Genomic DNA, 26,950 nt, shown 5'->3' with positions numbered 1-26,950 from the left:
GATCCTCCTCCTCCTGCGTGCGGGCTTTGCCCGCGTGATTGCGGCCCGGGTCGGGGCCTGTTCCGTGGGTCAGGCGTCGTCCTGCACCAGATAGATCACCGACAGCGGCGGCAGCGTCACCTCGGCCATGGCGGGCTGGCCGTGGCTTGCGCCGGGCTTGGCCTCCACCGCGCCGAAATTGCCGCGGTTGTCGCCGCCGTAAAGTGCGGCATCGGTGTTCAGCGCCTCGCGCCAGCGGCCCGCGGCGGGCAGGCCGATGCGGTAGCCGTGATGGGCGCGGGGGGTGAAGTTGCAGATGACCGCCACCTGCGGATCGCCTTCGGCGCCGCGCCGGATCCACGAGAACACCGAATTATGCGTGTCGCCGCCTTCGATCCACGCAAAGCCCGCCGGATCGGCATCCAGCCGGTGCAGGGCGGGTTCTTCGCGGTAAAGCCGGTTCAGGTCGCGCACCAGATGCTGCATTCCGGCATGGGAGGGATCGGCAAGGCATCCCCAGTCGATCTGCGCGTCGTGATTCCATTCATGGACCTGCGCAAACTCCTGCCCCATGAACAGCAGCTTCTTGCCCGGATGGCCCCACATGAAGCCGTAATAGGCGCGCAGATTGGCGAATTTTTCCCAGCGGTCGCCGGGCATCTTGCCCAGCATCGAGCCTTTGCCATGCACCACCTCGTCATGGCTGATCGGCAGGATGAAATTCTCGGTATAGGCGTAATGCAGGCCGAAGGTCATCTGGTGGTGATGGAAGCTGCGGTACAGCGGATCCTTGCGCATGTATTCCAGCGTGTCGTTCATCCAGCCCATGTTCCATTTGAACCCGAAGCCCAGACCCCCCGCATCCACGGGGCGCGACACGCCGGGAAAGGCGGTGCTTTCCTCGGCCACGGTCATGATGCCTGCATGCTGGCCATAGGATTCGACATTCATCCGCTGCAGCACGGCGATGGCTTCGTAATTCTCGCGCCCGCCATCCTTGTTGGGCACCCATTCGCCTGCGGGCCGCGAATAGTCGCGATAGAGCATGGAGGCCACGGCATCCACGCGCAGCCCGTCGGCATGGTATTCTTCCAGCCAGTACAGCGCGTTGGCGGTGAGGAAATTCGACACCTCGCGCCGCCCGTAATTGTAGATCAGCGTGTTCCAGTCGTGATGGAAGCCCTCGCGCGGGTCGGCATGTTCGTAAAGGGCGGTGCCATCGAACCGGCCCAGCCCATGCGCGTCTGACGGGAAATGCCCCGGCACCCAGTCAAGCAGCACGCCAAGCCCGGCGCGATGCGCGGCATTGATCAGGTCGCGGAATTCATGCGGCAGCCCGTGCCGGATGGTGGGGGCGTAAAGCCCGATGGGCTGGTAGCCCCACGAGCCGTCAAAGGGATATTCGCTGACCGGCATCAGTTCGATATGGGTGAAGCCCATGTCGCGCACATAGGCCACCAGTTCCTCTGCCGCCTCGACATAGGAAATGGGACGCCCCCAGTCCTTGCGCCGCCACGAGGGCAGATGCACCTCGTAGATGGAAATCGGCGCCTTGGGGTCATGCGCTGCGGCGCGGCTGGTCATCCAGTCGTCATCGGACCAGCCATAGCCGGTGATGTCGCGCACGATGGAGGCATTGGCAGGCGGATGTTCCGAGCCGAAGCCGAAAGGATCGGCCTTGCGCGGCTGGATGCGCCCGTCGGGGCCCTTGATCTCGTAACGGTAGAACGCGCCTTCCGCGACGCCGGGCAGAAACATCTCCCACACGCCGGTGGCGCCGCGGCGGCGCATCGGATGGCGCCGCCCGTCCCAGCCGTTGAAATCGCCCACCACCGACACGCGCCGGGCATTGGGGGCCCAGACCGCGAAATGGGTGCCGAACACGCCGTCATGGCTGCGGGGGTGGGCGCCCATCACTTCCCACATGCGCAGGTGGCTGCCTTCGCCCAGCAGGTATTCGTCCAGATCGCCCAGCACCGGGCCGAAGCGATAGGGATCTTCCATCTCCCAGACATGGCCATTGGCACTGCCGCGCAGGTGATACTCCAGATCACCCGGCACCGGGCCACGGAAAACGCCGGGCGCGCCCGGCACCGGGTCCAGCGGGTGCCGCACCCCCGCCACCACCGCCGCCATCTCATGGGCGCCGGGGTCAAAGCAGGTGACATGGCGCAGCCCGTCGATCTCATGCGGACCAAGGACCGCGAACGGGTCGTCATGGTCGCCGTCAAGAAGGCGCTGCAGGGCGGGATCGGGCTGGGTTTTGCTGTTCATGATCTGACTGTAGCCCGTTCCCTTATGCTTGCAATCGCCGCGGTGAGGCCCCGGTCAGGCCCCGATCAGACTCTGCGCGTTCCAGATGTCAGCCATGTAACCGCGGATCGTCCGGTCAGAGGAGAACCAGCCAGACCGCGCTGTGTTCCAGGCCGCCATGCGCGACCAGCGGCTGCGGTCGGCAAAGGCCGCGTCCACCTCGCGCTGGGCGCGCCAGTAATCGGTGAAATCCGAACAGACGAGGAAATAATCCGGCCCTTCCAGATTGCCGGTGATGCCGTGATAGCGCCCCGGATCCTGCGGCGAGAATCGCCCGTCGCGGATCAGATTAAGCGCGCGGCGCAGGCGCGGATCAGCCTCGATGGCGCGCCATGCATGACCGTCGACATGGCGGCGTTCCATCACCTCTTCCGCCGTCATCCCGAACAGGAAGAAATTCTCCGCCCCCACATGCTCGCGGATTTCCACATTGGCCCCGTCCAGCGTGCCCACGGTCGGCGCGCCGTTCAGCGCGAATTTCATGTTGCCGGTGCCAGACGCTTCCTTGCCGGCGGTGGAGATCTGTTCGGAGAGGTCGGCGGCAGGCACCAGCCGTTCGGCAAGGCTCACGTTGTAATTCGGCAGGAAGGCCACCTTCAGATAGGGGGCGGTCACCGGATCGGCATTGATGACGGCGGCGGCATCGTTGATGAGCCGGATGATGTCCTTGGCGAAGAAATAGCCCGGCGCCGCCTTGCCCGCAAAAAGCTTCAGCCGCGGCGTCCAGCCTGCGTCGGGGTTGTCGCGAATCTCGGACCAGAGCGCGATGGTCTCGAGGATGTTCAGATGCTGGCGCTTGTATTCGTGCAGCCGCTTGATCTGCACGTCAAACAGCATGTCCGGATCCACATGCACGCCGTGATGCCGCGCCATCCAGTTCGCGAGATCCACCTTGTTGTCGCGTTTCACTTGCGCGTAGCGGTCCAGCCACGCGGCATCCTGCACGTTAGGCTCCAGCCGGGTCAGCTGGTCCAGATCATCCACCCAAGCCTCGCCGATCGACTCGGTGATGAGCGAGGCAAGCCGCGGGTTGCAGCCCAGAAGCCAGCGCCGCGGGGTCACGCCGTTGGTCTGGTTCACGATGCGGTCGGGATGCAGGCGGTGCAGTTCGGAAAACACCGTGGATTTCATCAGGTCGGTATGCAGGGCCGATACGCCGTTCACCTTATGTGCCATCACGAAGGAAAGCTGCCCCATCTTCACCTGATGGTCGGCGCGCATGGACTGCTGCCGCGACGGGTTGCGGGCGGCATGGGTGGCGTCGATCCGGTCGATCAGCTGGATATGGCGCGGCAGCAGACGGCCAAACAGCGACTCGTCCCATGCCTCCAGCGCCTCGGGCAGCAGCGTGTGGTTGGTGTAGCTCAGACAGCCCTGCGCGATCTCCAGCGCGTCGTCGAACGGCAGGCCGCGTTCGTCATGCAGCACCCGCACCAGTTCCGGCCCGGCAATCGCGGGATGGGTGTCGTTGAGCTGGATCGCCACCTTGGCGGGCAGCTTGCGCAGGTCGCCGAACTGGTTGTTGAAGCGGCGCAGGATGTCGCGCAGCGCGGCGCAGGTCAGGAAATATTCCTGTTTCAGCCGCAGCTCCTTGCCCTGTTCGGTGGTGTCATCGGGATAAAGCACGCGGGAAATGGTGCGCGCCAGCGCCTCGGGCTGGGCGGCGCCCGCGTAATCGCCGTGGTTGAATCGGTCGAGATCGAAAGGATGGATGGCCCGCCCCGACCAGAGCCGCAGCGTGTTGGCCCAGCGGCCCTTCCAGCCCACCACCGGCGTGTCGAAGGCTTCGGCCTCCACTTCCTCGGCGGGATACCAGCGCACGGTCTCGCCGCGCGTGTCGACATGGCCGCCAAAGCCCACGCGGTAGCGCACCTCCGGGCGTTCGAATTCCCAGGCGTGGCGCTGTTCCAGCCAGTGCTCGGGCATTTCCACCTGCCGCCCGTCGACGAAGCTCTGCCGGAACAGACCGTGTTCGTAGCGGATGCCATAGCCATGCGCCGGGCAGCCCAGCGTCGACAGGCTTTCAAGGAAACAGGCCGCAAGCCGCCCCAGCCCGCCATTGCCCAGGGCTGCATCGGGCTCGTCCGCCAGCACCGCCTGATAGTCCTTGCCGAATTCGGCCAGCACGGCGCGCGCCTCGTCCACCAGTTCCAGATTGACGATGCCGTCTTCCAGCAGCCGCCCGATCAGGAATTCCATCGACAGGTAATAGACCCGCTTGGCGCCGGTGTCATAGGTGCGGTGGGTGGCGTTGATCCACGCATCGGTGATCCGGTCGCGCACGGCATAGCTGACCGCCATGCGCCAGTCTTCGAGAATGGCGTGTTCGGGATCCTTGCCGAAGGAATAGCGCAGATGCTGAAGGATCGACTCCCGGAGGGAAGGCAGCTTGGTCATGGTCAGAACTCGCGGAGCTGAAATGAGGCGGGGTCATGCGGGCAGCGCATCAGAGCATATCCTGTGCACCTGCCCGCGTGATGAACAGAATTCGTTATGAAATGATGGCGGTGCGGGGATTTACGCCCTCGCTTCGGGCATTTCGCTCAAATGCCGGGCACAGCCGGTAAGCGCGGCGTAATCGTCGGTCACCAGACTGACCGGGAACTGCCCCATGAAGTCGCGGAAGCGGCCCCGGTCGGCAAAGGCTTCGGCAAAGCCGCAGTCCAGCAGATGCGGGCCGAAATGCCGCGCCACGCCGCCGATCAGGTAAATCCCGCCAAAAGGCAGCAGGGTCAGCGCAAGGTTGGAACAGACCCGGCCCAGCATCCGCGCACAGACCTCCACCGTGCGGCGGGCGCGCGGGTCGCTGCCGTCATCCATGGCCGCCATGATCTGCGCCGCCTCCAGCGGCGTGCCCGCGCCATCCTCTTCGCAGAGCCACGCATAGACCCGTTCGAAGCCGCGCCCGGACAGGATATGTTCCACGCTGGGGCCGTCATGCTTGCGCGAGATGTAGCGCAGCAGGCGCAGCTCTTCCTCGGTCTGCACGGGGATGGCCACATGCCCGGCCTCGGCGGGCGGCACCAGCGTGCGGTCGTCCAGCCGGAACACCGGGGCGGCATTCATGCCGGTGCCCACGCCGATCACCAGCCGCGCCGATTGCGGGCTGGCGGGCTGGCCGGGCAGGATCGGGGTCAGGCAGCCTTCGGCAAGATGGCCCAGCGCATGACCCTGCGCCTGCAGGTCGTTGAGCACGGAAATCACCTCGGCCCCGGTGGCGGCATGCAGGGTGGCGCGGTCGATGTCCCAGTCGATATTGGTCAGCCGTCCCGCGCCATCCCGCACCGGGCCCGCCACCGCGACGCAGGCCGCCTGCGGGCGCATGCCGGTTTCCGCCAGATACTGCGCCAGCACCGCGCCGATGCCATCGTTTTCCGCGTTGCGGTAGCGCCGCACCGAGCCTTCGACAATCGCGCCATTGCGCCCCAGCGCCACCCGTGTGTTGGTGCCGCCGATATCGGCCAGCACCGCTGTTCCGTCCTTGCCGCTCATCGGTTCTGATCCTTCCTTAGCGCTAACGCCATCGCGTGGTAGGAGGCTTTGGGCGTTCGCGCAAGCGTGTCGAAATCCACATGCACAAGGCCAAAGCGTTTCTCGTAGCCGAAGCTCCATTCGTAATTGTCGAGCAGCGACCAGACGAAATACCCCTTCACCGGAACACCCCGTGCCTGCGCCGCGCGCAGTGCCTCCAGATGGGCGGCCAGGTAGGACAGGCGGTCGGGGTCGTGCACGTCGCCGCCGCGCATTTGGTCGGGGGCGGCCATGCCGTTTTCGGTGACGTAGAGCGGCAGATCGCCGGTATATTCGGCAGCGGTGCGGATCAGGAAATCCTGCAGCCCCTGCGGATAGATCTCCCAGCCCATGGCGGTCTTGGGCAGCGGTCCCTCGACCTCGCAGAGCGCGGGCCACGGGCCGGGGGCGGGGGCGATGCGCTTGCGGGTGTAGTAATTCAGCCCGCACCAGTCGAGCTTCTGCGTGATGGTGGGGAAATCGTCCTGCCAGTTCTGCGGCAGATGCGGCTCCAACCCGTCCAGCACGATCTGCGGGTATGCGCCCTTGAACACCCCGCCTAGAAACCAGCGGTTGTAGATGCCGTCATAGATCGCGGCGGCGTGGCGCGCTTCCGGCTCGTCGCTGGCGGGGCTGGCCCATTCCAGATTGAACACCCCGCCCAGATTGCCCAGACCCTGCGCGCGCATCACCTCGATCGCGCGGCCATGGGCCAGCAGCACATGGTGCATGGCGCGGGCGGCGGCGCGGATGTCGCGCAGGCCGGGGGCATGGGCGCCGTAGAAATGCGACAGCCACGCCACGCACCACGGCTCGTTGATGGGGGCCACCGACCACATGCGGTCGCCGATGCGGTCCATGATGATCTCGGTGAAATCGGCAAACCAGCTGGCCACGTCGCGGTTGCGCCAGCCGCCCAGATCGGCCAGCGCCGAGGGCAGTTCCCAATGGTACAGCGTGGCGCAGGGTTTCAGCCCCCGCTCCAGCATGGCATCGGTAAGCCGGTCGTAGAAATCCAGACCCTCGGTGTTCACGGGGCCGCGCCCCTCGGGCAGCACCCGCGCCCAGGAGGTGGAGAAGCGGTAGGCGTCGAACCCGGCGGCGGCGACCAGATCCAGATCCTGTTCGTAAAGATGGTAATGGTCGCAGGCGCGCGCGCCGTGTTCGGCCCGGACCACATTGCCGGGCGTGTCGGCAAAATCGTCCCAATGGGTGCGCCCGGCGCCGCCAAAGCCGTGGCCTTCGATCTGGTAGCTGGATGTGGCGGTGCCAAACAGGAAGTCTTCGGGAAAATCCTTGCGGGTGAACATGGGCGCTCCTCAGATGCGGGACAGGGGGGCAGGGCCGGTGGAGGCGCCAAGGATCAGCTGCGCCTCCAGCAGGTGCTGTTCGGCGGGGCGGCCCGGTTCGGCGATATGGCGCAGCAGCAGCGCGGCGGCGATGCGCCCCGCCTCGCGCACCGAGGACCGCGTGGCGGTGAACACCGGCACGTCGGGTCCGTTGCGCAGATAGCTCAGATCGTCGTCATGGGTGATGACCGACACGTCGCGCGGCATCTCGAGCCCCGCCGCGTGAATGGCCCGCCGCACCCCGATGGCGCTGATCAGCGAAGACACCAGAAAGGCGCTGGGCGGCTGGTCCAGCGCCAGCATCCGGGAGGCGGCGGCAAAGCCGTAAGGTTCGGTCATCTCGTCAGAGGCCATGAGCCTTGGATCGGGCGCGAGCCCGCGCGCGGCCAGCGCCGCGTCGTAGCCCATGCGGCGGCGATGGGCGAAATCCATGAATTCCAGCCCGTTGATCAGCCCGATCCGCTGGTGGCCCAGATCGATCAGAAATTCCGTGGCGCGGCGAAAGGCGCGGGTGTTGTTCACATCCACCCAGGAATAGGGCTGCGCCAGATCCGAGGCGCGGCCATGCACCACGAAGGGCAGGCCCAGCCCGATCAGGAACGGGATGCGGGCATCCGCCATCTTCGGCCCGTGCACGATCAGCCCGTCGACATTGCCCTTCGCCTTCAGGCGGCGGTAATTCTCCTCCTCGTCGCGGTCATCGGTCAGCGACAGGGTCATGTCATAGCCCGCCTTGACGTATTCCTCTGAGGCGCCCGCGACAAAATCCCCAAAGACCGGGTTGACCATCTCGTGCTGCTTGGAGCTGGGGATGACGTGACCGATGGCCATGGCGCGGCCCGTGGCCAGCCCCTTGGCGCGGGCATTGGGGGCGTAGTTCAGCGCCTGCGCCGCTTCCAGCACGCGGGTGCGGGTGTCCTTGTTGACCTCCGGATAGCCGTTCAGCGCGCGGCTGACCGTGGTCTGCGACAGGTTGAGATGGGCGGCCAGCTGTTTGAGGTTCATCGCCGGATCTCCAAAGCGCTTCGAGCTTGCTCAAGCCTAGCGCCAAATGCTGGAAAAGGTGAAGACCCTTTCCGAACTGCCCGCAAATCCCCCCGGAAGGTGCAGAAGACGCGGGGTTCATAGGCGGTCCCTGATTGACAGGTTGCATCAAAAGCGGGACGCTTCGACATGTTCAAAGCGGTTTGAGGCGATTCTGCCGCAACCGCAGCGACGGCGCGGGGAGGCTGCGCCAGAGACAGGAGGAGACGAGGCCATGACCTTCATCACGAAGACGGGCGGACGGCGCCTGTGCCTTTGGGGCACGGCGGGCGCATTGGCGCTGCTGGCGGGAACGGCGCAGGCGCAGATGGTGTTCACCCCCGGCGAGGGCGATTTCAACTGGCAGAGCTACGAGGATTTTGCCGCAGAGCATGATCTTTCCGGCGAGACGGTCAACATCTTCGGCCCGTGGCGCGGCGACGATCAGGCGCTGGTGGAATCCGTGCTGGCCTATTTCGCCGAGGCGACGGGGGCCAATGTCAGCTACGCCTCGTCCGAAACCTATGAACAGCAGATCGTCATCGACGCCGAAGCCGGCAGCCCGCCCAACATCGCTATCCTGCCGCAGCCGGGGCTGATCGCCGATCTGGTCTCCAAGGGCTTTGTCGAACCGCTGGGAGAGGAAACCGCCGACTGGCTGCGCGAGAATTACGCGGCGGGCGACAGCTGGGTCAGCCTTGGATCCTTCCCCGGACCCGAGGGCGACAGCCAGCTTTACGCCTTTCCCTACAAGATCGATGTCAAATCGCTGGTCTGGTATGTGCCCGAGAATTTCGAGGATGCAGGCTATGAGGTGCCCGAGACGCTGGAGGATCTGAAGACCCTGACCGAAACGATGGCCGAGGAGGGCGAGACGCCATGGTGCATCGGGCTGGGATCGGGGGGGGCTACCGGCTGGCCCGCCACCGACTGGGTCGAGGATCTGATGCTGCGCGTGCAGCCGCCCGAGGTCTATGACCAGTGGGTGTCCAACGAGATCGCCTTTGACGATCCGCGCGTGATCGAAGCCATCGAGGAATTCGGCTGGTTCGCCCGCAACGATGCCTTTGTCGCGGGCGGGGCCGGGGCCGTCGCCACCACCGATTTCCGCGAAAGCCCGAACGGGCTCTTTGCCTCGCCGCCGCAATGCTACCTGCACCATCAGGCCAGCTTCATCCCGACCTTCTTCCCCGAGGGCACGGAACTGGGGCTGGATGCGGATTTCTTCTATATGCCCGCCTATGAGGGCCGCGATCTGGGCAAGCCGGTGCTGGGCGCGGGCACTCTGGCCTTCATCACCAAGGACAGCCCCGGCGCGCGCGCCTTCATCGAGTTTCTGCAGACCCCCATCGCGCATGAGATCTGGATGGCGCAGTCGGGCTTCCTGACGCCGTTCAAGGGCGCCAATGCCGACACCTATGGCAGCGAGCCGCTGCGCAAGCAGGGGGAGATCCTGCTCGATGCCACCACCTTCCGCTTTGACGGGTCCGATCTGATGCCGGGCGCGGTGGGGGCGGGCAGCTTCTGGACCGGCATGGTCGATTATGTGGGCGGTGCCTCTGCCGAGGATGTAGCGGCGGAAATCCAGCGCAGCTGGGACGCCAACAAGTAAGTCACGCGCCGGACCCTGCCGGGTCCGGCCTTTCGTGTCGCAGGGGAGGTCGCCATGCATCCGGCAGTTCAGGCCGTTCTGACCATCGTCATCGGGCTCGGAGCCTGCATCGGCTATTTCTGGGCCTCGAACCAGCTGCTGGACCGGGTGATCTTTCCCGCGCGCGGCGCCAATATCGCGCGCAACATCCGCCGCGCCAGCATGATCCGGCCTTGGCTGTTCCTGTTCCCGGCGATGTTCGCGCTGGGCCTTTATCTGGCTTGGCCGGTGCTGGCGACGCTGTGGCTGTCGCTGACCGACCGCGATCAGGGCGGCGCCTTCGTGGGTCTGGCGAATTACGCGCAGATGTCGCAGGATCCGAAATTCTGGGAGGCGATCCGCAACAACCTGCTGTGGCTGGTGGTGGTGCCTGCCGCCTCCACCGCCTTTGGCCTGCTGGCCGCACAGCTGACCGACCGCATTGGCTGGGGCAATATCGCCAAATCGCTGATCTTCATGCCCATGGCGATCTCCTTTGTCGGCGCCTCGGTGATCTGGAAGCTGGTCTATGATTTCCGCCCCGTCGGGCAGGAGCAGATCGGCATCCTGAACGCGATCTGGACCGGGCTGGGGGGCGAGCCGCAGACATGGCTGACCATGGCGCCGTGGAACAGTTTCTTCTTGATGGCGGTGCTGATCTGGATCCAGACCGGCTTTGCCATGGTGATCCTCTCCGCCGCCCTGCGCGGCATCCCCGAAGAGACGGTTGAGGCGGCGATTGTCGATGGCGCAACCCCGCTGCAGATCTTCTTCCGCATCAAGGTGCCGCAGATCCGGTCGACCATCGTGGTGGTCTGGACCACGATCACGCTGGTGGTGCTGAAGATCTTCGACATCGTGCTGGCCATGACCAATGGCCAGTGGGAGACGCAGGTGCTGGCCAATTACATGTATGACAAGATGTTCCGCGCCTTCGACTGGGGGGTGGGCTCGGCTGCGGCCATGGTGATCATGCTGCTGGTGCTGCCCATCCTTGTCTGGAACGTCGTGAACGTGCGTCGCGAAACGCGCTGAGGGGGCAGGGACATGGACAATATCGCCGGACGCAAACCCGCGCTGACATGGGTGGTGCATCTGTCGGTCGTGGTGCTGGTGGCGCTGTGGCTGCTGCCGACGCTGGGGCTGCTGGTGTCGTCCTTCCGTACGGCGGACCAGATCAGCAATTCCGGCTGGTGGTCGGCCTTTTCCGCGCAGGAACGGCAGGCCCCCGCCATCCGGTTGGAGGGGGAGGAACAGCAGCAGGGCGCAACCTATGTCATCGAAGGCATGCTGTTTCCCGCCACCGACACCACGCTGACCGCATGGGGCACCTCGTCGCGCGCGCCACAGGCCTATGAGCCCGGACAGAGCGTGGATCTGGACGATGGCTGGCAGCTGGTCGTCGATGACCGCGGCCTGTTCCGGCTGAGTGCGCCGCAAAGCTTCGAGGGGGAGCGGCTGCCGCGCGTCTTCACCACCGCCACCACGCCGCCGGAATTCACGCTGCAGAACTATGGCAACGTGCTGTCGGGCAGCACCTCGGGCGCAGGGGTGGGGCAGGCCTTTCTCAACACGCTGACCGTGTCGATCCCGGCCACGGTCATTCCCATCCTTGTCGCCGCCTTTGCCGCCTATGCGCTGGCATGGATGGAATTTCCGGGGCGGGCGCTGCTGGTGGCGGCGGTGGTCGGGCTGCTGGTGGTGCCGCTGCAGCTGGCGCTGATCCCGCTTCTGCAGCTGCATAACGACATCGGCATCGGCAAGGGCTATCTGGGGGTATGGCTGGCCCATACCGGCTTTGGCCTGCCGCTGGCCATCTATCTGCTGCGCAATTACATGGTGGGCCTGCCCAAGGACATCATCGAAAACGCGCGGGTGGACGGGGCCACCGATTTTCAGGTCTTCGTGAAGATCGTGCTGCCGCTGTCCTTTCCCGCTCTGGCAAGCTTTGCGATCTTTCAGTTCCTCTGGACGTGGAACGATCTTCTTGTCGCCCTAGTCTTTCTGGGCACCGACGATGACCGTCTGGTGCTGACCGCGCGGCTGGTGAACCTGATGGGCTCGCGGGGCGGACAGTGGGAAATTCTGGCCACCTCGGCTTTCGTGTCGATTGCCGTGCCGCTGATGGTGTTCTTCGCCATGCAAAAATATCTCGTCAGGGGCCTGCTCGCCGGCTCTGTCAAATGACCTCAAGGATCGATCTTACATGACCGAAAAAAGAAAACTCCCCGTGCCTGCCGACAGCGACTGGTGGCGGGGCGCGGTGATCTATCAGATTTACCCCCGCAGCTTTCAGGACACCAATGGCGATGGCATCGGCGATCTGCTGGGCATCGCTCGCAGGCTGCCGCATGTGGCCTCGCTGGGGGTGGACGCGGTGTGGATCTCGCCGTTCTTCCGGTCGCCGATGAAGGATTTCGGCTATGACGTCAGCGATTACTGCGATGTCGACCCGATGTTCGGCAGCCTTGCCGATTTCGACACGCTGGTGGAAACCGCGCATCTGCTGGGGCTGAAGGTCATGATCGACCTCGTGCTGTCGCACACCTCTGACCAGCATCCGTGGTTTCAGGAAAGCCGCTCGTCGCGCGACAATGACCGCGCCAACTGGTTCGTCTGGTCCGATGCCAAGCCCGACGGCACGCCGCCCAACAACTGGCTGTCGATCTTCGGCGGCTCGGCATGGCAGTGGGACACCACGCGCTGCCAGTATTACCTGCACAACTTCCTGACCTCGCAGCCGGATCTGAACTTCCACGAACCGCAGGTGCAGGAGGCGCTTCTGGACATCGCGCAGTTCTGGCTGGACCGGGGCGTCGATGGCTTCCGTCTGGATACCGTCAACTTCTACACTCACGATTCACAGCTGCGCGACAATCCCGCGCTGGCCGAAGACATGCGCAACCCGATCACCGCGCCTGCCGTGAATCCCTATACCTGGCAGGAGCATCTTTACGACAAGACCCAGCCGGAAAACCTGCTGTTCCTTGCCAAGCTGCGCAAGCTGATGGACCGCTACAACGCCGCCGCCGTGGGCGAGATCGGCGAGGATCTGCGCGGCATGGAAGTGCTGGGCGAATATACCGGCGGCACCGATCATCTGCAGATGTCCTATGCGTTCGAGCTGCTGTCGGCCAAGGCGCCCACCGCCTCCTATGTCAAGGACGTGATGGATCAGGTGGCTTCGGTCGCCAGCGATGGCTGGGCCTGCTGGGCGTTCTCGAACCATGACGTGGTGCGCCATGTCTCGCGCTGGGGGATCGGCGATGCCGCCGCGCGGATGTATACCACGCTGATGATGTGCCTGCGCGGGTCGGCCTGCATCTATCAGGGCGAGGAACTGGCCCTGCCCGAGGCGGAACTGGCCTTCGAGGATCTGCAGGATCCCTATGGCATCAGCTTCTGGCCCGCCTTCAAGGGCCGCGACGGCTGCCGCACGCCCATGGTCTGGGAACCGGACGAACATCACGGCGGCTTCACCGAAGGCAAGCCGTGGCTGCCGGTCAGCCATGAGCATCTGCGCATGACCGTGTCGGATCAGGAAAAGGATCCGGCGGCGATCCTGCATCATTACCGCCGCGCCATCTCTTTCCGTCACAGCCACAAGGCGCTGGGCAAGGGCAGCATGGAGGATCTGTCGACCGATGGCACCGTGCTGAGCTTCCGCCGCAAGGTCAGCGGCGAAGAGCTGTTCTGCGCCTTCAACATCAGCCCCGATCCCGCAGCGATCGACGCGCCTCCGGGCAAGTGGCAGCAGGTCGGGGTGGAGCTGGGATCGACCGGCACCGCGCCGGACGGAAAGTTCCATCTCGGGCCGTGGCAGCCCGCGCTGGCAGTCAAGGTCTGAGGCAACAGGGGAGGGGACCGGCATGGCGACATTGAAGCTGACCGATGTGGGCAAGACCTATGGCGGCACCATCGAGGTGCTGCGCCACATCAATCTCGACATCAAGGCGGGAGAGCTGATCGTCTTTGTCGGCCCCTCCGGCTGCGGCAAATCCACGCTGCTGCGCATGATCGCGGGGCTGGAACGCATCACGGCAGGCACGCTGGAAATCGGCGGGCAGGTGGTCAATGACGTGCCGCCCGCGCAGCGCGGCATCGCCATGGTGTTCCAGAGCTATGCGCTCTATCCGCACATGACCGTGCGCGACAACATGGCCTTTGCCCTGCAGATCGCCAAGAAATCGAAGCCCGAAATCGACGCCGCGGTGGAACTCGCGGCGAAGATGCTGCAGCTGACCCCCTATCTGGACCGCCTGCCCAAGGCGCTGTCCGGCGGGCAGCGGCAGCGGGTGGCGATCGGTCGCGCCATCGTGCGCGACCCTTCGGTGTTCCTGTTCGACGAGCCGCTGTCCAATCTGGATGCCGCGCTGCGTGTGGCGACCCGGATCGAGATTGCCCAGCTCAAGGAACAGATGCCCGACCGGACCATGATCTACGTCACCCACGATCAGGTGGAGGCGATGACGCTCGCCTCCCGCATCGTGGTGCTGGCCAATAGGGGCATCGCGCAGGTGGGATCGCCGCTTGATCTTTATGAACGGCCCAACAGCGAATTTGTGGCGCAGTTCATCGGATCCCCGGCGATGAACCTTGTGCCGGGCCGGATCACCGCCACCGGCCCCCGCACCACCGTCACGCTCGAAGACGGCGGCAGCGCGCTGTCGGACGTGCCCAGCACCGAGGCTGACATGGGGCTTTCGGTGAATGTCGGCCTGCGCCCCGAGGATTGCATGATCACCGAAGGGCAGGGGGTGTTCACCGGCACCGTCGCCCTGACCGAAGCCTTGGGCGAAGTCACGCTGCTGCATTTCGAACCGCAGGGCGAGGCCCCCGCCTTCATCGCCAAGCTGCCCGGCATCCATCGCAACCTGCGCGGGCGGCAGGTGACGCTGGCCTGCGATCCCGACAAGGTGCATCTGTTCCACGACGGCGGCTCGCTGCTTTATCGCTAGGCGGCGGCCCGGTCGGGGACAGCGAAGCGGCCCCGCCCTCTGGTCATGGGGCGGCGGCGGACCTATGTTATGCTGCCAATGCACAATGGATCGGTCTGCCATGGGCGGTCCGGGCGGGTGCCCGAAAAAAGTTCCGGCAATGTTCTCACTTTGCCATTGGCGCGCCCGGGTCTTTCGCCTATGTGTTAACCGTTCCGTCCTCCGAGGGTCTCATGCCAGAGCTCAAGCAGATCGAAGTGCGCGGCGCGCGCGAGCATAATCTCAAGAACATCGACGTGGACATTCCCCGCGACGAGCTTGTGGTGATCACCGGCCTGTCGGGGTCGGGCAAGTCCAGCCTTGCCTTCGACACGATCTATGCCGAAGGCCAGCGCCGCTATGTGGAAAGCCTGTCCGCCTATGCGCGGCAGTTTCTCGACATGATGGAAAAGCCGGATGTGGATCACATCGCGGGCCTGTCTCCGGCGATTTCCATCGAACAGAAGACCACGTCGAAGAACCCGCGCTCCACCGTCGGCACGGTGACCGAAATTTACGACTACCTGCGCCTGCTCTTCGCCCGGGTCGGCACGCCCTACAGCCCCGCCACCGGCCTGCCCATCGAGGCGCAGCAGGTGCAGGACATGGTGGACCGGGTGATGACCCTGCCCGAAGGCACCCGCGGCTATCTGCTGGCCCCCATCGTGCGCGACCGTAAAGGCGAATACCGCAAGGAATTTCTGGAGCTGCGCAAGCAGGGCTTCCAGCGGGTCAAGGTGAACGGCGAATTCCACGATCTCGACACGCCGCCGACGCTCGACAAGAAATTCCGCCATGACATCGACGTGGTGGTGGACCGGATCGTGGTCCGCGACGGGCTGGAGACGCGGCTCGCAGACAGTTTCCGCACCGCGCTGGATCTGGCCTCCGGCATCGCGATCCTTGAAACCGCGCCCAAGGAAGACGAGGCCGAGGCGGAGCGCATCACCTTCTCGGAAAACTTCGCCTGCCCGGTCTCGGGCTTCACCATTCCGGAAATCGAGCCGCGGCTCTTTTCCTTCAACGCGCCCTTCGGCGCCTGTCCCGACTGCGACGGTCTGGGGGTGGAGCTGTTCTTCGACCCGCAGCTGGTGGTGCCCGATGTCACGCTGAAGATCGGCGATGGCGCCATCGCCCCGTGGCGCAAGGGCAAGTCGCCCTATTTCACCCAGACCATCAGCTCTCTGGCCAAACATTACGGCTTCAAGACCACGGCCGCGTGGAAGGATCTGCCGCCACGGGTGCAGGACGTGTTCCTGCACGGGTCCGGCAAGGAAGAGATCGACTTCCGCTATGACGAGGGCGGGCGCGTCTATCAGGTCTCGCGCATCTTCGAAGGCGTGGTTCCCAACATGGAACGCCGCTACCGCGAGACCGACAGCGCCTGGGTGCGCGAGGAGTTCGAGCGCTACCAGAACAACCGCCCCTGCGGCACCTGCCACGGCTACCGCCTGCGCCCCGAAGCGCTGGCGGTGAAGATCGGCAGCCTGCATATCGGGCAGGTGGTGCAGATGTCGATCCGCGAGGCGCATGACTGGATCGAGACGGTGCCCGCCAGCCTCACCGGGCAGAAGAACGAGATCGCCCGCGCCATCCTCAAGGAAATCCGCGAACGACTGGGCTTTCTCAACAATGTCGGCCTTGAATATCTGACCATGAGCCGCGCCGCAGGCACGCTTTCGGGCGGGGAAAGCCAGCGCATCCGGCTCGCCTCGCAAATCGGCTCCGGCCTGACCGGCGTGCTTTACGTGCTCGACGAACCCAGCATCGGCCTGCACCAGCGCGACAATGACCGGCTGATCGGCACGCTGAAATCCCTGCGCGATCAGGGCAATACTGTGATCGTCGTCGAACATGACGAAGACATGATCCGTCAGGCCGATTATGTGTTCGACATTGGCCCCGGCGCCGGCGTGCATGGCGGGCGCGTGGTGGCCAAGGGCACCCCGGACGAGATCACCGCCGACCCTGCCAGCCTGACCGGGCAATATCTGGCGGGCACCCGCGAAATCGCCGTGCCCGCCACCCGGCGCAAGGGCAGCGGCAAGAAGCTGACCGTGGTCAAGGCCAGCGGCAACAACCTGCACGACGTCACCGCCGAATTTCCCTTGGGGAAATTCGTCTGCGTCACCGGCGTGTCGGGGGGCGGCAAATCCACCCTGACCATCGAAACGCTCTACAAGAACGCGGCGATGCGGCTCAACGGCGCGCGCGAAACCCCGGCCCCCTGCGAGACGATCAAGGGGTTCGAACATCTCGACAAGGTCATCGACATCGACCAGCGCCCGATCGGGCGCACGCCGCGCTCGAACCCCGCCACCTATACCGGCGCCTTCACCCCGATCCGCGACTGGTTCGCGGGGCTCCCCGAGGCCAAGGCGCGCGGCTACAAGCCGGGCCGGTTCAGCTTCAACGTCAAGGGCGGGCGCTGCGAGGCCTGTCAGGGCGACGGGCTCATCAAGATCGAGATGCACTTCCTGCCCGATGTCTATGTCGAATGCGAAACCTGCAAGGGCAAGCGCTACAACCGCGAGACGCTGGAGATCCGCTTCAAGGGCAAATCCATCGCCGACGTGCTCGACATGACGGTGGAGGAGGCGCAGGAGTTCTTTCAGGCCGTGCCCTCCATCCGCGAAAAGATGGACGCGCTGATGCGGGTCGGGCTCAGCTATGTGAAGGTCGGCCAGCAGGCCACCACCCTGTCGGGCGGCGAGGCGCAGCGCGTCAAGCTCAGCAAGGAACTGGCGCGGCGCTCCACCGGGCGCACGCTCTACATCCTCGACGAGCCGACCACCGGCCTGCATTTCGAGGATGTGCGCAAGCTCTTGGAAGTGCTGCACGAACTGGTGGATCAGGGCAATTCGGTGGTGGTGATCGAACACAATCTCGATGTCATCAAGACCGCCGACCACATCATCGACATCGGCCCCGAAGGCGGCGATGGCGGCGGCGAGATCGTGGCCACCGGCACCCCCGAACAGGTGGCCGAGGTCGAGGGCAGCCATACCGGCCGCTACCTCAAACCCATGCTGACCCAGAAAAAGGTGGCCGCGGAATAACGCGGCCCCTCCATCCCGGGGCGCCACACGGAGCCGCGCCCGCTTCCGTGCGGGCCGCCGCCCCGCCGCGCCCCGGCCCGCGCGCCGCCCTGCAGCTTCTTCTTGGCCAAAATATCCCGGGGGAGTCGCCGCAGGCGACGGGGGCAGAGCCCCCTTTTCCCGCCGGGTCCGCCCCTTTTCCCGCCGGGTCCGCCCTTACCGCCGCGCGGGCGGGAGGGCATAGGTCAGCGAGGCATGGGCCACCACCTCGGCGCTGCCTTCCGAGTAAAGCAGCACATCGGTCACGCTCAGGCTGCGGCCCAGCTTCAGCACCCGCGCCTCGGCCAGCACATCCGCGCCAGAGACGGGCTTGCGCATGAAATCGATGGAGCAATGGGTGGTCACCGCCAGTGCCTGCGGCCCGATCCGGGCCAGCGTCGCCACATAGGCTGCCACATCGGCCAGTGCGAACATCGACGGTCCCGACACCGTGCCGCCGGGGCGCAGGTGGCGGTCGTCGGTCAGCAGGCGCATCACCAGCAGGGCCTCGTCCATGCGGTCGATGGCAAAAAGCCCGGTGACCTGCGGAAACTCCTCTTTCAGGAACGCGTCGATCTGCTCTGCCGTCATCACCAGCGCCATGCTTTTCTCCTCTTGTTGCCCGCGCTACGCTTCCTGACAGGGATGAGGAGGACAAGATGAAACTTCTGGAACGTCACGATACCGGCGCTGTGGCACGGCTCTGCCTGAATGCGGCCGACCGGCTGAACGCGCTGTCCGATGCCATGCTGGCGGCGCTGCAGGACCAGCTTGTTGCGCTGGCGCAGGACCGCGACATCCGCGTGGTGGTGATCTCGGGCGCGGGGCGGGCCTTCTGCGCGGGCCATGACCTGCGCGAGATGCAGGCGGCACGGCAGGCGGCGGATGGCGGGGCGGCAGCTTTTGCGGATCTCTTTGCCCGCTGCGCGCGGGTGATGACCGGGATCACCACGCTGCCACAGGTGGTGATCGCGCAGGTCCATGGCATCGCCACGGCGGCGGGCTGCCAGCTGGTGGCCAGCTGCGACATGGCGGTGGCCGCCGAAGGCACGCGGTTCGGCGTCAACGGCGTGAATATCGGCCTCTTCTGTTCCACGCCCATGGTGGCGCTGACCCGCAACATCCCGCGCAAGGCCGCGTTCGAGATGCTGACCACGGGCCGCCTGATCGAGGCGCCCGAGGCGCAGGCGCTGGGTCTGGTCAACCGTGTGGTCCCGCCCGACACGCTGGCGGCAGAGACCTTGGCGCTGGCGGAAACCGTGGCGGCCAAGCTGGGGGCGGCGGTCCGGATCGGCAAGAGCGCGTTTTACGCGCAGGCCGACCTGCCGCTGGAGCAGGCCTATGCCCATGCGGGCGCGGTGATGGCGGAGAACATGTCATGGCGCGACACCGAGGAGGGCATCGCGGCCTTTCTGGAAAAACGCAGGCCGGACTGGCAGGGCTGAGCGGCGGATCCGGCGGGTTTCCGCCGCCGTCCCCCGGTGTGGCGGAGCCAAGCGACGGGATCGTGCGTTGGTCCCGTGGTATCTGCACCAGATCAAAAGGACTATCCCATGGCCCGCTTCCTGACCCTGACCGCCCTTGCCGCCAGCCTGTGCCTGCCGCTTGCCGCAGAGGCGGCGCCGCGCGGATGCCCGCCGGGCCTTGCCAAGAAATCGGCGGACTGCACGCCTCCGGGCCTTGCCAAGAAGGGCCATGGCGACCGAGATGCAAAATACCGTCACGACCGCGACCGCGATGACCATCACACGCATCGCTACGACCGGGGCGACCGCATCCGCGACGGCTATGTGGTGATCCGCGATCCCCGCCGCTACCAGCTGGACCCCGGCCAGACCTATTACCGCGTGGGCGACAGCGTCTACCGGGTCGACCGCGAAACCGGGCAGGTGCTGGACCTGATGGGCGCCATCGCGGGTGCACTGAACTGACCTGCGCCGCGCCGCCCCCCTCCTTTTGTCGCACTTCTGCGGCTTCGGGGGCGGCGCTACGCTCGTCGCAGACCACATGGGGAGGAGACCATGGCGTTCATGCGACGGATCGGCGGGGCCGGGGCCATGGTGCTGCTCTGGTCCGGCATGGCACTGGCGGATCTGCCAGTGCTGCGGGCGGCGGTTCTGGAACAGGGCACCGTCAGCTGGGAACTGGATGTCATCAAGACCAACGGGTTTGACACGCAGGCCGGGTTCGACCTGCAGGTGATGGGGGTTGCGGGCAATTCCGCCGCCCAGATCGCCTTTCAGGGCGGCGAGGCCGATGTGATCGTGTCGGACTGGCTCTGGGTCGCGCGGCAGCGCGCCTCGGGGCGGGATTACGTCTTTGTGCCCTATTCCCGCGCGGTGGGATCGGTGATGGTGCCCGGCGACAGCCCGGCGCAGACCATTGCCGACCTGAAAGGCGGCAAGATCGGCATCGCGGGCGGACCACTGGACAAATCATGGCTGATCCTGCGCGCCTATGCGGCGCAGGTGGCCGACATGGATCTGGTCACCGAGACGGAACAGGTCTTTGGCGCGCCGCCGCTGATCTATCAGACCGCGATGCAGGGCGAGCTCGATGGCGCCATCAACTTCTGGCATTTTCTCGCGAAGATGGAGGCCGGCGGCATGCGCCCGCTGGTCACCGTGTCGGAGGCGGCAGAGGCGCTGGGGCTCGATCCCGACACGCCGCTTCTGGGCTATGTGCTGAAGGACGAGATGCTGCGTGCCCATCCCGATCTGGCGGAGGGGGTGGCGCAGGCCTCGCAGGCGGCCAAGGCGCTGCTGGCCACCGATGTGGCGGAATGGGACCGCATCCGCCCGATGATGAACGCCGGAAATGACGCGGAATTCGCGGCGCTCAAGGCCGGGTTTCTGGAAGGCACGCCCGGCACCGGTCCGGTGGACGAGGCGGCGGCGGGCCGGATGCTGGCGCTGATGGCGGATCTGGGCGGCGAAGAGCTGGTGGGGCCGCTGACCGGCCTGCCCGAGGGCGTCTTCGTCCAGCCCGGCTCGTGACATGGCGCAGCTGCGGCTGGTGAGCGGGGCGCGCGACAGCGGGCCGCCGCTGGTGGCGCGGCTGCGTCTCGACGGGCTGTCTTTCGGCGGACGCGCGGTGCTGGGGCCGGTCACTCTGGATCTGCGGCAGGGCGAGACGGTGGCGCTGACCGGGCCTTCGGGGGCGGGCAAGACCACGCTGCTGCGCAGTCTGGCCGGGCTTGAACCGCGGTTCAGGGGCGAGCGGGTTGTGCCCGACCGGCTGGCGATGGTGTTTCAGGAACCGACCCTGCTGCCATGGCGCAATCTGCGCGACAATCTGATGATTCCGCTGCGCATCTCTCGCGACAGCGCCGAGGCGGCGCTGGCCGAGGTGGGGCTGGGCGGGCGCGGCGACGCGTGGCCCCGGCAGCTGTCGCTGGGCCAGCAGCGCCGCCTGTCGCTGGCGCGCGGCTTTGCGGCGGAGCCGGAACTGCTGCTGATGGACGAACCCTTCGTGTCGCTGGACCCGGCCTTGGCCGACGAGATGATGACCCTGTTCGAGACCCTGCGCGCCCGGCGCCGCGTCACCACGCTGATCGTCACCCATGTGCAGGCCGAGGCGCGGCGCCTTGCCACCCGCATCCTGCGGCTGGAGGGCAGCCCGGCGCGGCTGGTGGGCTAGGGCTCAGCCCTTGCGCCGCACCAGACCGCGTGCCGGATCATAGCCCCAGAGCGCCAGCGCCATGAACACCAGTGCCGCCAGCAGCACCCAGCCAAGCGCTGCGAGGTTCAGCTGCAGATACAGCGCGAAGCGGATCAGTTCGACCACATGGGTAAACGGGTTCACCGCGCAGATGTCGCGCAGCAGCGGCGAGGATTCCGCCATCTTCCACAGCGGGTAAAGCGCCGAACTGAGGAAGAACATCGGGAAGATCACGAAGTTCATCACGCCCGCAAAATTCTCCAGCTGCTTGATGAAGGAGGACAGCGCCAGCCCCAGCGCGCCCAGCATCAGCCCGCCGATCAGCAGCGCGGGCAGCACCGCCACATAGCCCCAGAGCGGCAGCACGATGCCAAAGGCGGCGGCCACGGCCAGAAAGGCCAGCACCTGCAGGATGGAGATGAAGGAGGCCCCGCACAGCTTTGAAAACAGCAGGAACCAGCGCGGCAGCGGCGCGGTGAGCAGAAGCCGCATCGACCCCATCTCGCGGTCATAGACAAGGCTCAGCGAGCTTTGCATGCCATTGAACAGCAGGATCATGCCGCAGAGACCGGGGATGATGTAGGTCTCGTAGGTGATGTAGGTCTGGTAGGGCGGGATGATCGACAGGCCAAGCGCGGCGCGGAACCCCGCCGCAAAGACCAGCAGCCAGACCAGCGGGCGCACCAGCGCGGCCAGAAACCGTTCGCGCTGGTGGACAAAGCGCAGCGCCTCGCGGGCGGTGATGGCGCGAAAGGCGATGAGCCACGGGCGCAGGCTCATGCGGGCACCGCCGTGCGCGACAGGAACCAGTCGCGAAGCGGGGTGGCGCCGTGCAGCGCGCTCGCCGTGCCGCTGGCCAGCACCCGGCCCTGATGCAGCAGCACCAGATGGTCGCCGGGCAGCACCTCGTCGGTCAGATGCGTGGCCCAGAGCACGGTCAGCCCGGTGTCCCGCGCCAGCGCATGCACATGGTCGGTGATGGCAGAGCGCGCGGCGGCATCCAGCCCCACGGTGGGCTCGTCCAGCAGCAGCACGCGCGGATCATGCAGCAGGGCGCGGGCGATCTCGGTGCGGCGGCGGTGCCCGCCATTCAGGTCGCGGGCCTTTTCGCCTGCCCGCGCACGCATGGCGAGCCGGTCCAGCGCCGCGTCGATGCGGCGGTCGCGGTCGCGGCCCGAAAGCCCGTGCAGCGCCGCGAAATAGCGCAGGTTCTGGCGCACGCTCAGATCCAGATCCAGCGTCGGCTGCTGGAACACCACCCCCATCACCGTCAGCGCCGCACGGGGATTGCGGGCCAGATCGTGCCCGGCCACGCGGATCTGCCCCGAAGGCGCGCTGAAAAGCCCGGTCAGCAGCCCGTAAAGCGTGGATTTCCCGGCGCCATTCGGCCCCAGCAGCGCCGCGAACCGCCCCTCCGGCACGGCAAAGCTGACCTGCGACAGCGCCGTCTTGGCGCCATAGCTGTAGCTGAGGTCGGTGACCGTCAGGCTCATGCGTCTCTCCTCGTCCTGACGCCAGCCTAGCCGCATCGCGGCGCGCAGGGCCAGTGCTCCGAAAGGTGCAGGCCCGGTTTCTGTGCGGCGCGCCCGTGGCGGCGCGGGCTTTGGGGCGGCGATGCGGGGTTGCGGAACGGGCGGATCGCGGCGATCTTCGGCCCAAGGACTGGCGCTGCCCGCCGTGGCGCCGCGCGCTGCCCCCGTGGCTTAGTCCATTGGTCTAATAGGCGTCCGGCCCGCGATGGCTAGGCTGGGCAACATGAGAGAGAGGATGCGACCCCATGCAGATGAGCGATTCCCGTGTGATCAAGGCGCCCCCCGCGGTGGTCTGGGCGGCGCTGCTGGATCCGGAGGTGCTGAAGCAATGCGTGCCCGGCTGCACCGAGATGAGCGGCTCGCCCGAGGAGGGCTTCGCCGCCACGGTGGTGCAGAAGGTCGGGCCGGTGAAGGCGACCTTTGCCGGACAGGTGACGATTTCCAACCGTGACGAGCCCAACAGCCTGACGCTTTCGGGCGAGGGCAAGGGCGGGGCCGCAGGCTTTGCCAAGGGCGGCGCCGATGTGCGGCTGGTGGAAGTGCCCGAGGGCACCGAGCTGCAGTATGATGTGGAGGCCAAGGTGGGCGGCAAGCTGGCACAGCTGGGCAGCCGCATCATCGACGGCTTCGCCAAGAAGATGGCCGACCAGTTCTTCACCAATTTTCAGGACGCGGTGGAAGGCCCCGCCGATCCCGATGCCGCTCCCGAAGCCGAGGGTGCCGCAGGGGAAGAAGGAAAAAAGAAAGGCTGGTTCAAACGGATGGTCTCCAGCTGACCGGCATGGCAATGTGACCCCATCCAATCAAGACACGTCAACCCAGGGAGGGTTTCATGACCAAGGTGACAATGACGGTGAACGGCAAGACCGTCGCCAAGGAAGTGCGTGGCAACACGCTGATGACCGAGTTCCTGCGCGACGAACTGCGGCTGACCGGCACCCATGTCGGCTGTGACACCTCGCAATGCGGCGCCTGCACCATCCATGTGAACGGCCTGAACGTGAAGGCCTGCACCATCTTCGCCGCCGAATGTGACGGCGCAGAAGTGGGCACGATCGAAGGGCAGGCCAATGCGGACGGCTCGCTCAACGTGATCCAGCAGGCGTTTCAGGACCATCACGGCCTGCAATGCGGCTTCTGCACGCCGGGCATGGTGATGGCGGCGGCCTCGCTGCTGAAGGACAACCCCAAGCCCAGCGAAGCCGAGATCCGGCATTATCTGGAAGGCAATATCTGCCGCTGCACCGGCTACCACAACATCGTCAAGGCGATCATGGCGGCCAGCGGTCAGGATGTAAGCGTCATCGCGGCGGAGTGATCCGCCCCCGCCGGGAGGAGCGCGGCGCGCCAGCGTGCCGCGAAAGAGGCGGGAGCGATGCGACGGGCGGGGGCTGACCCCGCCCCCCGACAGGCGGGGTCCGGGGCTGCGCGCCCGGGGCCCGGAACGGATGTTTCGGCGGGGTGCTGCCCCGTCACCCACAGGGAGGGATTTCGACATGCCGAAAGATCATGGTATTGGCGCAAGCCAGAAGCGGCGCGAGGACGTGCGCTTTCTGACCGGCACCGGGCAATATACCGACGACATCAATGTTTACGGCCAGACCTACTGCCATTTCCTGCGCTCTGACGTGGCGCATGGCCGGATCACCAGCATCGACACCGCCGCCGCCGAGGCGATGCCGGGCGTGGTGCGGATCTTTACCGGCAAGGATTTCGAAGGTGTGGGCGGGCTGCCCTGCGGCTGGCTCATCACCGACCGCTTCGGCGAGCCGATGAAAGAGCCGGGCCACCCGGTGCTGGCGCAGGGCAAGGTCCGCCATGTGGGCGATCCGATCTGCGCCGTGGTGGCCGACAGCCTTGAAGAGGCGCGCAATGCCGCCGAGGCCATCGTGGTCGAGATCGAGGAACTGCCCGCCGTGGTCGACATGAAGGCGGCGCTCGCCGAGGGCGCGCCGCTGGTCCATGACGATATGGGCACCAACCTGTGCTACGACTGGGGCTTTGTCGAAGACAACCGCGCCGCCGTGGACGAGGCGATCCGCAATGCGCATCACGTCACCACGCTGGAACTGGTGAACAACCGTCTGGTCGCCAACCCGATGGAGCCGCGCGTGGCGGTGGCCGAATACAACCGCGCCAATGACGAAAGCACGCTGTATACCACCAGCCAGAACCCGCATGTGATCCGCCTGCTGATGGGCGCCTTCGTGCTGGGCATCCCCGAACACAAGCTGCGTGTCGTGGCCCCGGATGTGGGCGGCGGCTTCGGCACCAAGATCTTCCACTATGCCGAAGAAGCGTTTGTCACCTTCGCCGCGCGCAAGATCAACCGCCCCGTGAAATGGACCTCTACCCGCTCCGAGGCGTTCATGTCCGACGCGCATGGCCGCGACCATGTGACCAAGATCGAACTGGCGCTGGACAAGGACAACAACTTCGTCGCCGTGCGCACCGACACGCTGGCCAATATGGGCGCCTATCTGTCGACCTTCAGCAGCTCCATCCCGACATGGCTGCATGGCACGCTGATGGCGGGCAATTACCGCACGCCGCATATCTATGTGAACGTGCGCGCGGTCTTCACCAATACCGTGCCGGTCGACGCCTATCGCGGCGCGGGCCGCCCCGAGGCGACCTTCCAGCTGGAGCGGGTGATCGACAAGGCGGCGCGGGAACTGGGCGTGGATCCCATCGCGCTGCGGCGGCAGAACTTCATCACCGAATTCCCCTATGCCACGCCCGTGGCGGTGGAATACGACACCGGCGACTATGTCGCCACCATGGACAAGCTTGAAGAGATGATCGACCGCGAGGGCTTTGCCGCCCGCCGCCGCGAGAGCGAGGCCAAGGGCAAGCTGCGCGGGCTTGGCATCAACTGCTATATCGAGGCCTGCGGCATCGCGCCGTCGAACCTTGTGGGCCAGCTTGGCGCGCGGGCAGGGCTTTACGATGCGGCCACGGTGCGGGTGAACGCCACGGGCTCGATTTCGGTCATGGTCGGCGCGCATAGCCACGGGCAGGGGCATGAAACCTCCTTCCCGCAGGTGGTGGCCGAAATGCTGGGCATCGACGAGTCGATGATCGACATCGTGCATGGCGATTCCAGCAAGATCCCCTTCGGCATGGGCACCTACGGCTCGCGCAGCCTTGCGGTCTGCGGCTCGGCCATGGTGCGCGCCACCGAAAAGATCATCAACAAGGCGAAAAAGATCGCAGGCCATCTGCTGGAGGCCGCCGATACCGATATCGAACTGAAGGACGGGCGGTTCACCGTGGCGGGCACCGACAAGTCGGTGGCATGGGGCGACGTGACGCTTGCCGCCTATGTGCCCCACAACTACCCGCTGGAAGAGATCGAGCCGGGGCTGGAAGAGACCGCCTTCTACGATCCGTCGAACTTCACCTATCCTTCGGGCGCCTATGCCTGCGAGGTGGAACTTGATCCAGAAACCGGGCGGGTCACGGTGGAACGCTTCGCCGCTGCCGATGATTTCGGCAATGTGGTCAATCCGATGATCGTCGAAGGTCAGGTGCATGGCGGCATCGCGCAGGGGATCGGGCAGGCGCTGCTCGAATCCTGCGTCTATGACAGCGACGGGCAGCTTCTGTCCGCCTCCTACATGGATTACGCCATGCCGCGCGCCACGGATGTGCCGTTCTATGCCGTGGACCATTCCTGCGCCACGCCCTGCACCCATAACCCGCTGGGGGTGAAGGGCTGCGGCGAGGCCGGGGCCATCGGCTCGCCGCCCGCCGTGGTCAATGCGGTGATCGACGCGCTGGCCTCGGGCGGGCACAAGGTGGATCACATCGACATGCCGGTCAGCCCGCACCGGGTCTGGTCCGCGATGCAGGGCTGAACGCCTGCCCGGCAGCCGCGATAAGCGGTTGTCGGGCGCCG

At 65.9% G+C, this 26,950-nt stretch carries 21 protein-coding genes; 13 read left to right on the top strand and 8 right to left on the bottom strand.

Annotation, left to right across the window (positions count from 1 at the left end; translation table 11 throughout):
- Positions 1-69: 69 nt before the first annotated feature.
- The 5 genes from glgB to VK682_RS10025 form a co-directional block, all read right to left on the bottom strand.
- The gene (glgB, locus tag VK682_RS10045) at positions 70-2,253 is read right to left on the bottom strand and encodes a 1,4-alpha-glucan branching protein GlgB (RefSeq protein WP_089847223.1); all 2,184 of its coding nucleotides are present in this window, start codon (positions 2,251-2,253) and stop codon (positions 70-72) included.
- A 54-nt stretch (positions 2,254-2,307) separates the two neighbouring features.
- Complete coding sequence (locus VK682_RS10040) at positions 2,308-4,689, bottom strand: glycogen/starch/alpha-glucan phosphorylase (RefSeq protein WP_230794315.1); 2,382 nt, start codon at positions 4,687-4,689, stop codon at positions 2,308-2,310.
- 120 nt (positions 4,690-4,809) lie between these two features.
- Positions 4,810-5,784, bottom strand: coding sequence for a glucokinase (locus VK682_RS10035; protein ID WP_230794316.1), 975 nt, complete (start codon positions 5,782-5,784; stop codon positions 4,810-4,812).
- On the bottom strand, positions 5,781-7,112 hold the full coding sequence (locus VK682_RS10030) for a GH1 family beta-glucosidase (RefSeq protein ID WP_230794317.1): 1,332 nt from the start codon (positions 7,110-7,112) through the stop codon (positions 5,781-5,783). Before VK682_RS10030 ends, VK682_RS10035 begins: the two co-directional genes overlap by 4 nt.
- A gap of 9 nt (positions 7,113-7,121) precedes the next feature.
- Entirely contained in the window at positions 7,122-8,156 is a 1,035-nt protein-coding gene (locus tag VK682_RS10025; RefSeq protein ID WP_089847233.1) for a LacI family DNA-binding transcriptional regulator, read from the bottom strand.
- Positions 8,157-8,409: 253 nt separating this feature from the next.
- Here VK682_RS10025 and VK682_RS10020 point away from each other — a divergent pair, with 253 nt between their 5' ends.
- From VK682_RS10020 to uvrA, 6 genes are all read left to right on the top strand, one after another.
- The gene (locus VK682_RS10020; protein WP_230794318.1) at positions 8,410-9,786 is read left to right on the top strand and encodes an ABC transporter substrate-binding protein; all 1,377 of its coding nucleotides are present in this window, start codon (positions 8,410-8,412) and stop codon (positions 9,784-9,786) included.
- Between the two features lie 54 nt (positions 9,787-9,840).
- Positions 9,841-10,839: a carbohydrate ABC transporter permease gene (locus VK682_RS10015; protein WP_230794319.1), complete on the top strand. Its 999-nt coding sequence runs from the start codon at positions 9,841-9,843 to the stop codon at positions 10,837-10,839.
- Positions 10,840-10,851: 12 nt separating this feature from the next.
- A complete protein-coding gene (locus tag VK682_RS10010) occupies positions 10,852-11,991 on the top strand; it encodes a carbohydrate ABC transporter permease (protein ID WP_230794320.1) in 1,140 nt (379 codons plus the stop codon).
- 19 nt (positions 11,992-12,010) lie between these two features.
- Positions 12,011-13,651, top strand: coding sequence for an alpha-glucosidase (locus VK682_RS10005; protein ID WP_207543623.1), 1,641 nt, complete (start codon positions 12,011-12,013; stop codon positions 13,649-13,651).
- A 22-nt stretch (positions 13,652-13,673) separates the two neighbouring features.
- On the top strand, positions 13,674-14,762 hold the full coding sequence (locus VK682_RS10000) for an ABC transporter ATP-binding protein (RefSeq protein ID WP_324781747.1): 1,089 nt from the start codon (positions 13,674-13,676) through the stop codon (positions 14,760-14,762).
- 212 nt (positions 14,763-14,974) lie between these two features.
- Complete coding sequence (gene uvrA / locus VK682_RS09995; RefSeq protein WP_089847243.1) at positions 14,975-17,839, top strand: excinuclease ABC subunit UvrA; 2,865 nt, start codon at positions 14,975-14,977, stop codon at positions 17,837-17,839.
- A gap of 195 nt (positions 17,840-18,034) precedes the next feature.
- On the opposite strand, the gene VK682_RS09990 is transcribed toward uvrA, so the two are convergent.
- Entirely contained in the window at positions 18,035-18,460 is a 426-nt protein-coding gene (locus VK682_RS09990; RefSeq protein WP_324781746.1) for a PaaI family thioesterase, read from the bottom strand.
- Here VK682_RS09990 and VK682_RS09985 point away from each other — a divergent pair.
- The 4 genes from VK682_RS09985 (at position 18,439) to VK682_RS09970 (ending at position 21,496) form a co-directional block, all read left to right on the top strand.
- Entirely contained in the window at positions 18,439-19,302 is an 864-nt protein-coding gene (locus tag VK682_RS09985) for an enoyl-CoA hydratase (RefSeq protein ID WP_324781781.1), read from the top strand. The genes VK682_RS09990 and VK682_RS09985 overlap by 22 nt on opposite strands.
- 108 nt (positions 19,303-19,410) lie before the next feature.
- Complete coding sequence (locus VK682_RS09980) at positions 19,411-19,788, top strand: excinuclease ABC subunit A (RefSeq protein ID WP_230794324.1); 378 nt, start codon at positions 19,411-19,413, stop codon at positions 19,786-19,788.
- A gap of 90 nt (positions 19,789-19,878) precedes the next feature.
- Entirely contained in the window at positions 19,879-20,853 is a 975-nt protein-coding gene (locus VK682_RS09975) for an ABC transporter substrate-binding protein (RefSeq protein ID WP_380715793.1), read from the top strand.
- A 1-nt stretch (position 20,854) separates the two neighbouring features.
- A complete protein-coding gene (locus tag VK682_RS09970) occupies positions 20,855-21,496 on the top strand; it encodes an ABC transporter ATP-binding protein (RefSeq protein ID WP_230794325.1) in 642 nt (213 codons plus the stop codon).
- Between the two features lie 3 nt (positions 21,497-21,499).
- On the opposite strand, the gene VK682_RS09965 is transcribed toward VK682_RS09970, so the two are convergent.
- Both VK682_RS09965 and VK682_RS09960 read right to left on the bottom strand, forming a co-directional pair.
- Positions 21,500-22,297, bottom strand: coding sequence for a lanthanide ABC transporter permease protein PedC (locus VK682_RS09965; protein WP_230794326.1), 798 nt, complete (start codon positions 22,295-22,297; stop codon positions 21,500-21,502).
- The gene (locus VK682_RS09960; RefSeq protein ID WP_230794327.1) at positions 22,294-23,010 is read right to left on the bottom strand and encodes a lanthanide ABC transporter ATP-binding protein PedB/LutE; all 717 of its coding nucleotides are present in this window, start codon (positions 23,008-23,010) and stop codon (positions 22,294-22,296) included. Before VK682_RS09960 ends, VK682_RS09965 begins: the two co-directional genes overlap by 4 nt.
- A 284-nt stretch (positions 23,011-23,294) precedes the next feature.
- On the opposite strand from VK682_RS09960, the gene VK682_RS09955 reads away from it, so the two are divergent.
- The 3 genes from VK682_RS09955 (at position 23,295) to VK682_RS09945 (ending at position 26,909) form a co-directional block, all read left to right on the top strand.
- The gene (locus VK682_RS09955; protein ID WP_089847258.1) at positions 23,295-23,825 is read left to right on the top strand and encodes an SRPBCC family protein; all 531 of its coding nucleotides are present in this window, start codon (positions 23,295-23,297) and stop codon (positions 23,823-23,825) included.
- A 56-nt stretch (positions 23,826-23,881) separates the two neighbouring features.
- Positions 23,882-24,367 (top strand): (2Fe-2S)-binding protein, encoded by a 486-nt coding sequence (locus VK682_RS09950; protein WP_089847260.1) that lies wholly within the window; start codon positions 23,882-23,884, stop codon positions 24,365-24,367.
- A 178-nt stretch (positions 24,368-24,545) separates the two neighbouring features.
- On the top strand, positions 24,546-26,909 hold the full coding sequence (locus tag VK682_RS09945) for a xanthine dehydrogenase family protein molybdopterin-binding subunit (protein WP_324781744.1): 2,364 nt from the start codon (positions 24,546-24,548) through the stop codon (positions 26,907-26,909).
- Positions 26,910-26,950: the final 41 nt, after the last annotated feature.

Origin of the sequence: Salipiger marinus, from assembly GCF_035481585.1 — a bacterium.
Taxonomy (GTDB): Bacteria; Pseudomonadota; Alphaproteobacteria; order Rhodobacterales; family Rhodobacteraceae; genus Salipiger; species Salipiger marinus.
This window is presented reverse-complemented; position numbering and strand designations above follow the sequence as displayed.

What these genes read in the sequence shown, in the direction of transcription:
- glgB (WP_089847223.1), bottom strand. Translation starts at nt 2,253, where the DNA reads ATGAACAGCAAAACCCAGCCCGATCCCGCCCTGCAGCGCCTTCTTGAC.
- VK682_RS10040 (WP_230794315.1), bottom strand. Translation starts at nt 4,689, where the DNA reads ATGACCAAGCTGCCTTCCCTCCGGGAGTCGATCCTTCAGCATCTGCGC.
- VK682_RS10035 (WP_230794316.1), bottom strand. Translation starts at nt 5,784, where the DNA reads ATGAGCGGCAAGGACGGAACAGCGGTGCTGGCCGATATCGGCGGCACC.
- VK682_RS10030 (WP_230794317.1), bottom strand. Translation starts at nt 7,112, where the DNA reads ATGTTCACCCGCAAGGATTTTCCCGAAGACTTCCTGTTTGGCACCGCC.
- VK682_RS10025 (WP_089847233.1), bottom strand. Translation starts at nt 8,156, where the DNA reads ATGAACCTCAAACAGCTGGCCGCCCATCTCAACCTGTCGCAGACCACG.
- VK682_RS10020 (WP_230794318.1), top strand. Translation starts at nt 8,410, where the DNA reads ATGACCTTCATCACGAAGACGGGCGGACGGCGCCTGTGCCTTTGGGGC.
- VK682_RS10015 (WP_230794319.1), top strand. Translation starts at nt 9,841, where the DNA reads ATGCATCCGGCAGTTCAGGCCGTTCTGACCATCGTCATCGGGCTCGGA.
- VK682_RS10010 (WP_230794320.1), top strand. Translation starts at nt 10,852, where the DNA reads ATGGACAATATCGCCGGACGCAAACCCGCGCTGACATGGGTGGTGCAT.
- VK682_RS10005 (WP_207543623.1), top strand. Translation starts at nt 12,011, where the DNA reads ATGACCGAAAAAAGAAAACTCCCCGTGCCTGCCGACAGCGACTGGTGG.
- VK682_RS10000 (WP_324781747.1), top strand. Translation starts at nt 13,674, where the DNA reads ATGGCGACATTGAAGCTGACCGATGTGGGCAAGACCTATGGCGGCACC.
- uvrA (WP_089847243.1), top strand. Translation starts at nt 14,975, where the DNA reads ATGCCAGAGCTCAAGCAGATCGAAGTGCGCGGCGCGCGCGAGCATAAT.
- VK682_RS09990 (WP_324781746.1), bottom strand. Translation starts at nt 18,460, where the DNA reads ATGGCGCTGGTGATGACGGCAGAGCAGATCGACGCGTTCCTGAAAGAG.
- VK682_RS09980 (WP_230794324.1), top strand. Translation starts at nt 19,411, where the DNA reads ATGGCCCGCTTCCTGACCCTGACCGCCCTTGCCGCCAGCCTGTGCCTG.
- VK682_RS09975 (WP_380715793.1), top strand. Translation starts at nt 19,879, where the DNA reads ATGGCGTTCATGCGACGGATCGGCGGGGCCGGGGCCATGGTGCTGCTC.
- VK682_RS09970 (WP_230794325.1), top strand. Translation starts at nt 20,855, where the DNA reads ATGGCGCAGCTGCGGCTGGTGAGCGGGGCGCGCGACAGCGGGCCGCCG.
- VK682_RS09965 (WP_230794326.1), bottom strand. Translation starts at nt 22,297, where the DNA reads ATGAGCCTGCGCCCGTGGCTCATCGCCTTTCGCGCCATCACCGCCCGC.
- VK682_RS09960 (WP_230794327.1), bottom strand. Translation starts at nt 23,010, where the DNA reads ATGAGCCTGACGGTCACCGACCTCAGCTACAGCTATGGCGCCAAGACG.
- VK682_RS09955 (WP_089847258.1), top strand. Translation starts at nt 23,295, where the DNA reads ATGCAGATGAGCGATTCCCGTGTGATCAAGGCGCCCCCCGCGGTGGTC.
- VK682_RS09950 (WP_089847260.1), top strand. Translation starts at nt 23,882, where the DNA reads ATGACCAAGGTGACAATGACGGTGAACGGCAAGACCGTCGCCAAGGAA.
- VK682_RS09945 (WP_324781744.1), top strand. Translation starts at nt 24,546, where the DNA reads ATGCCGAAAGATCATGGTATTGGCGCAAGCCAGAAGCGGCGCGAGGAC.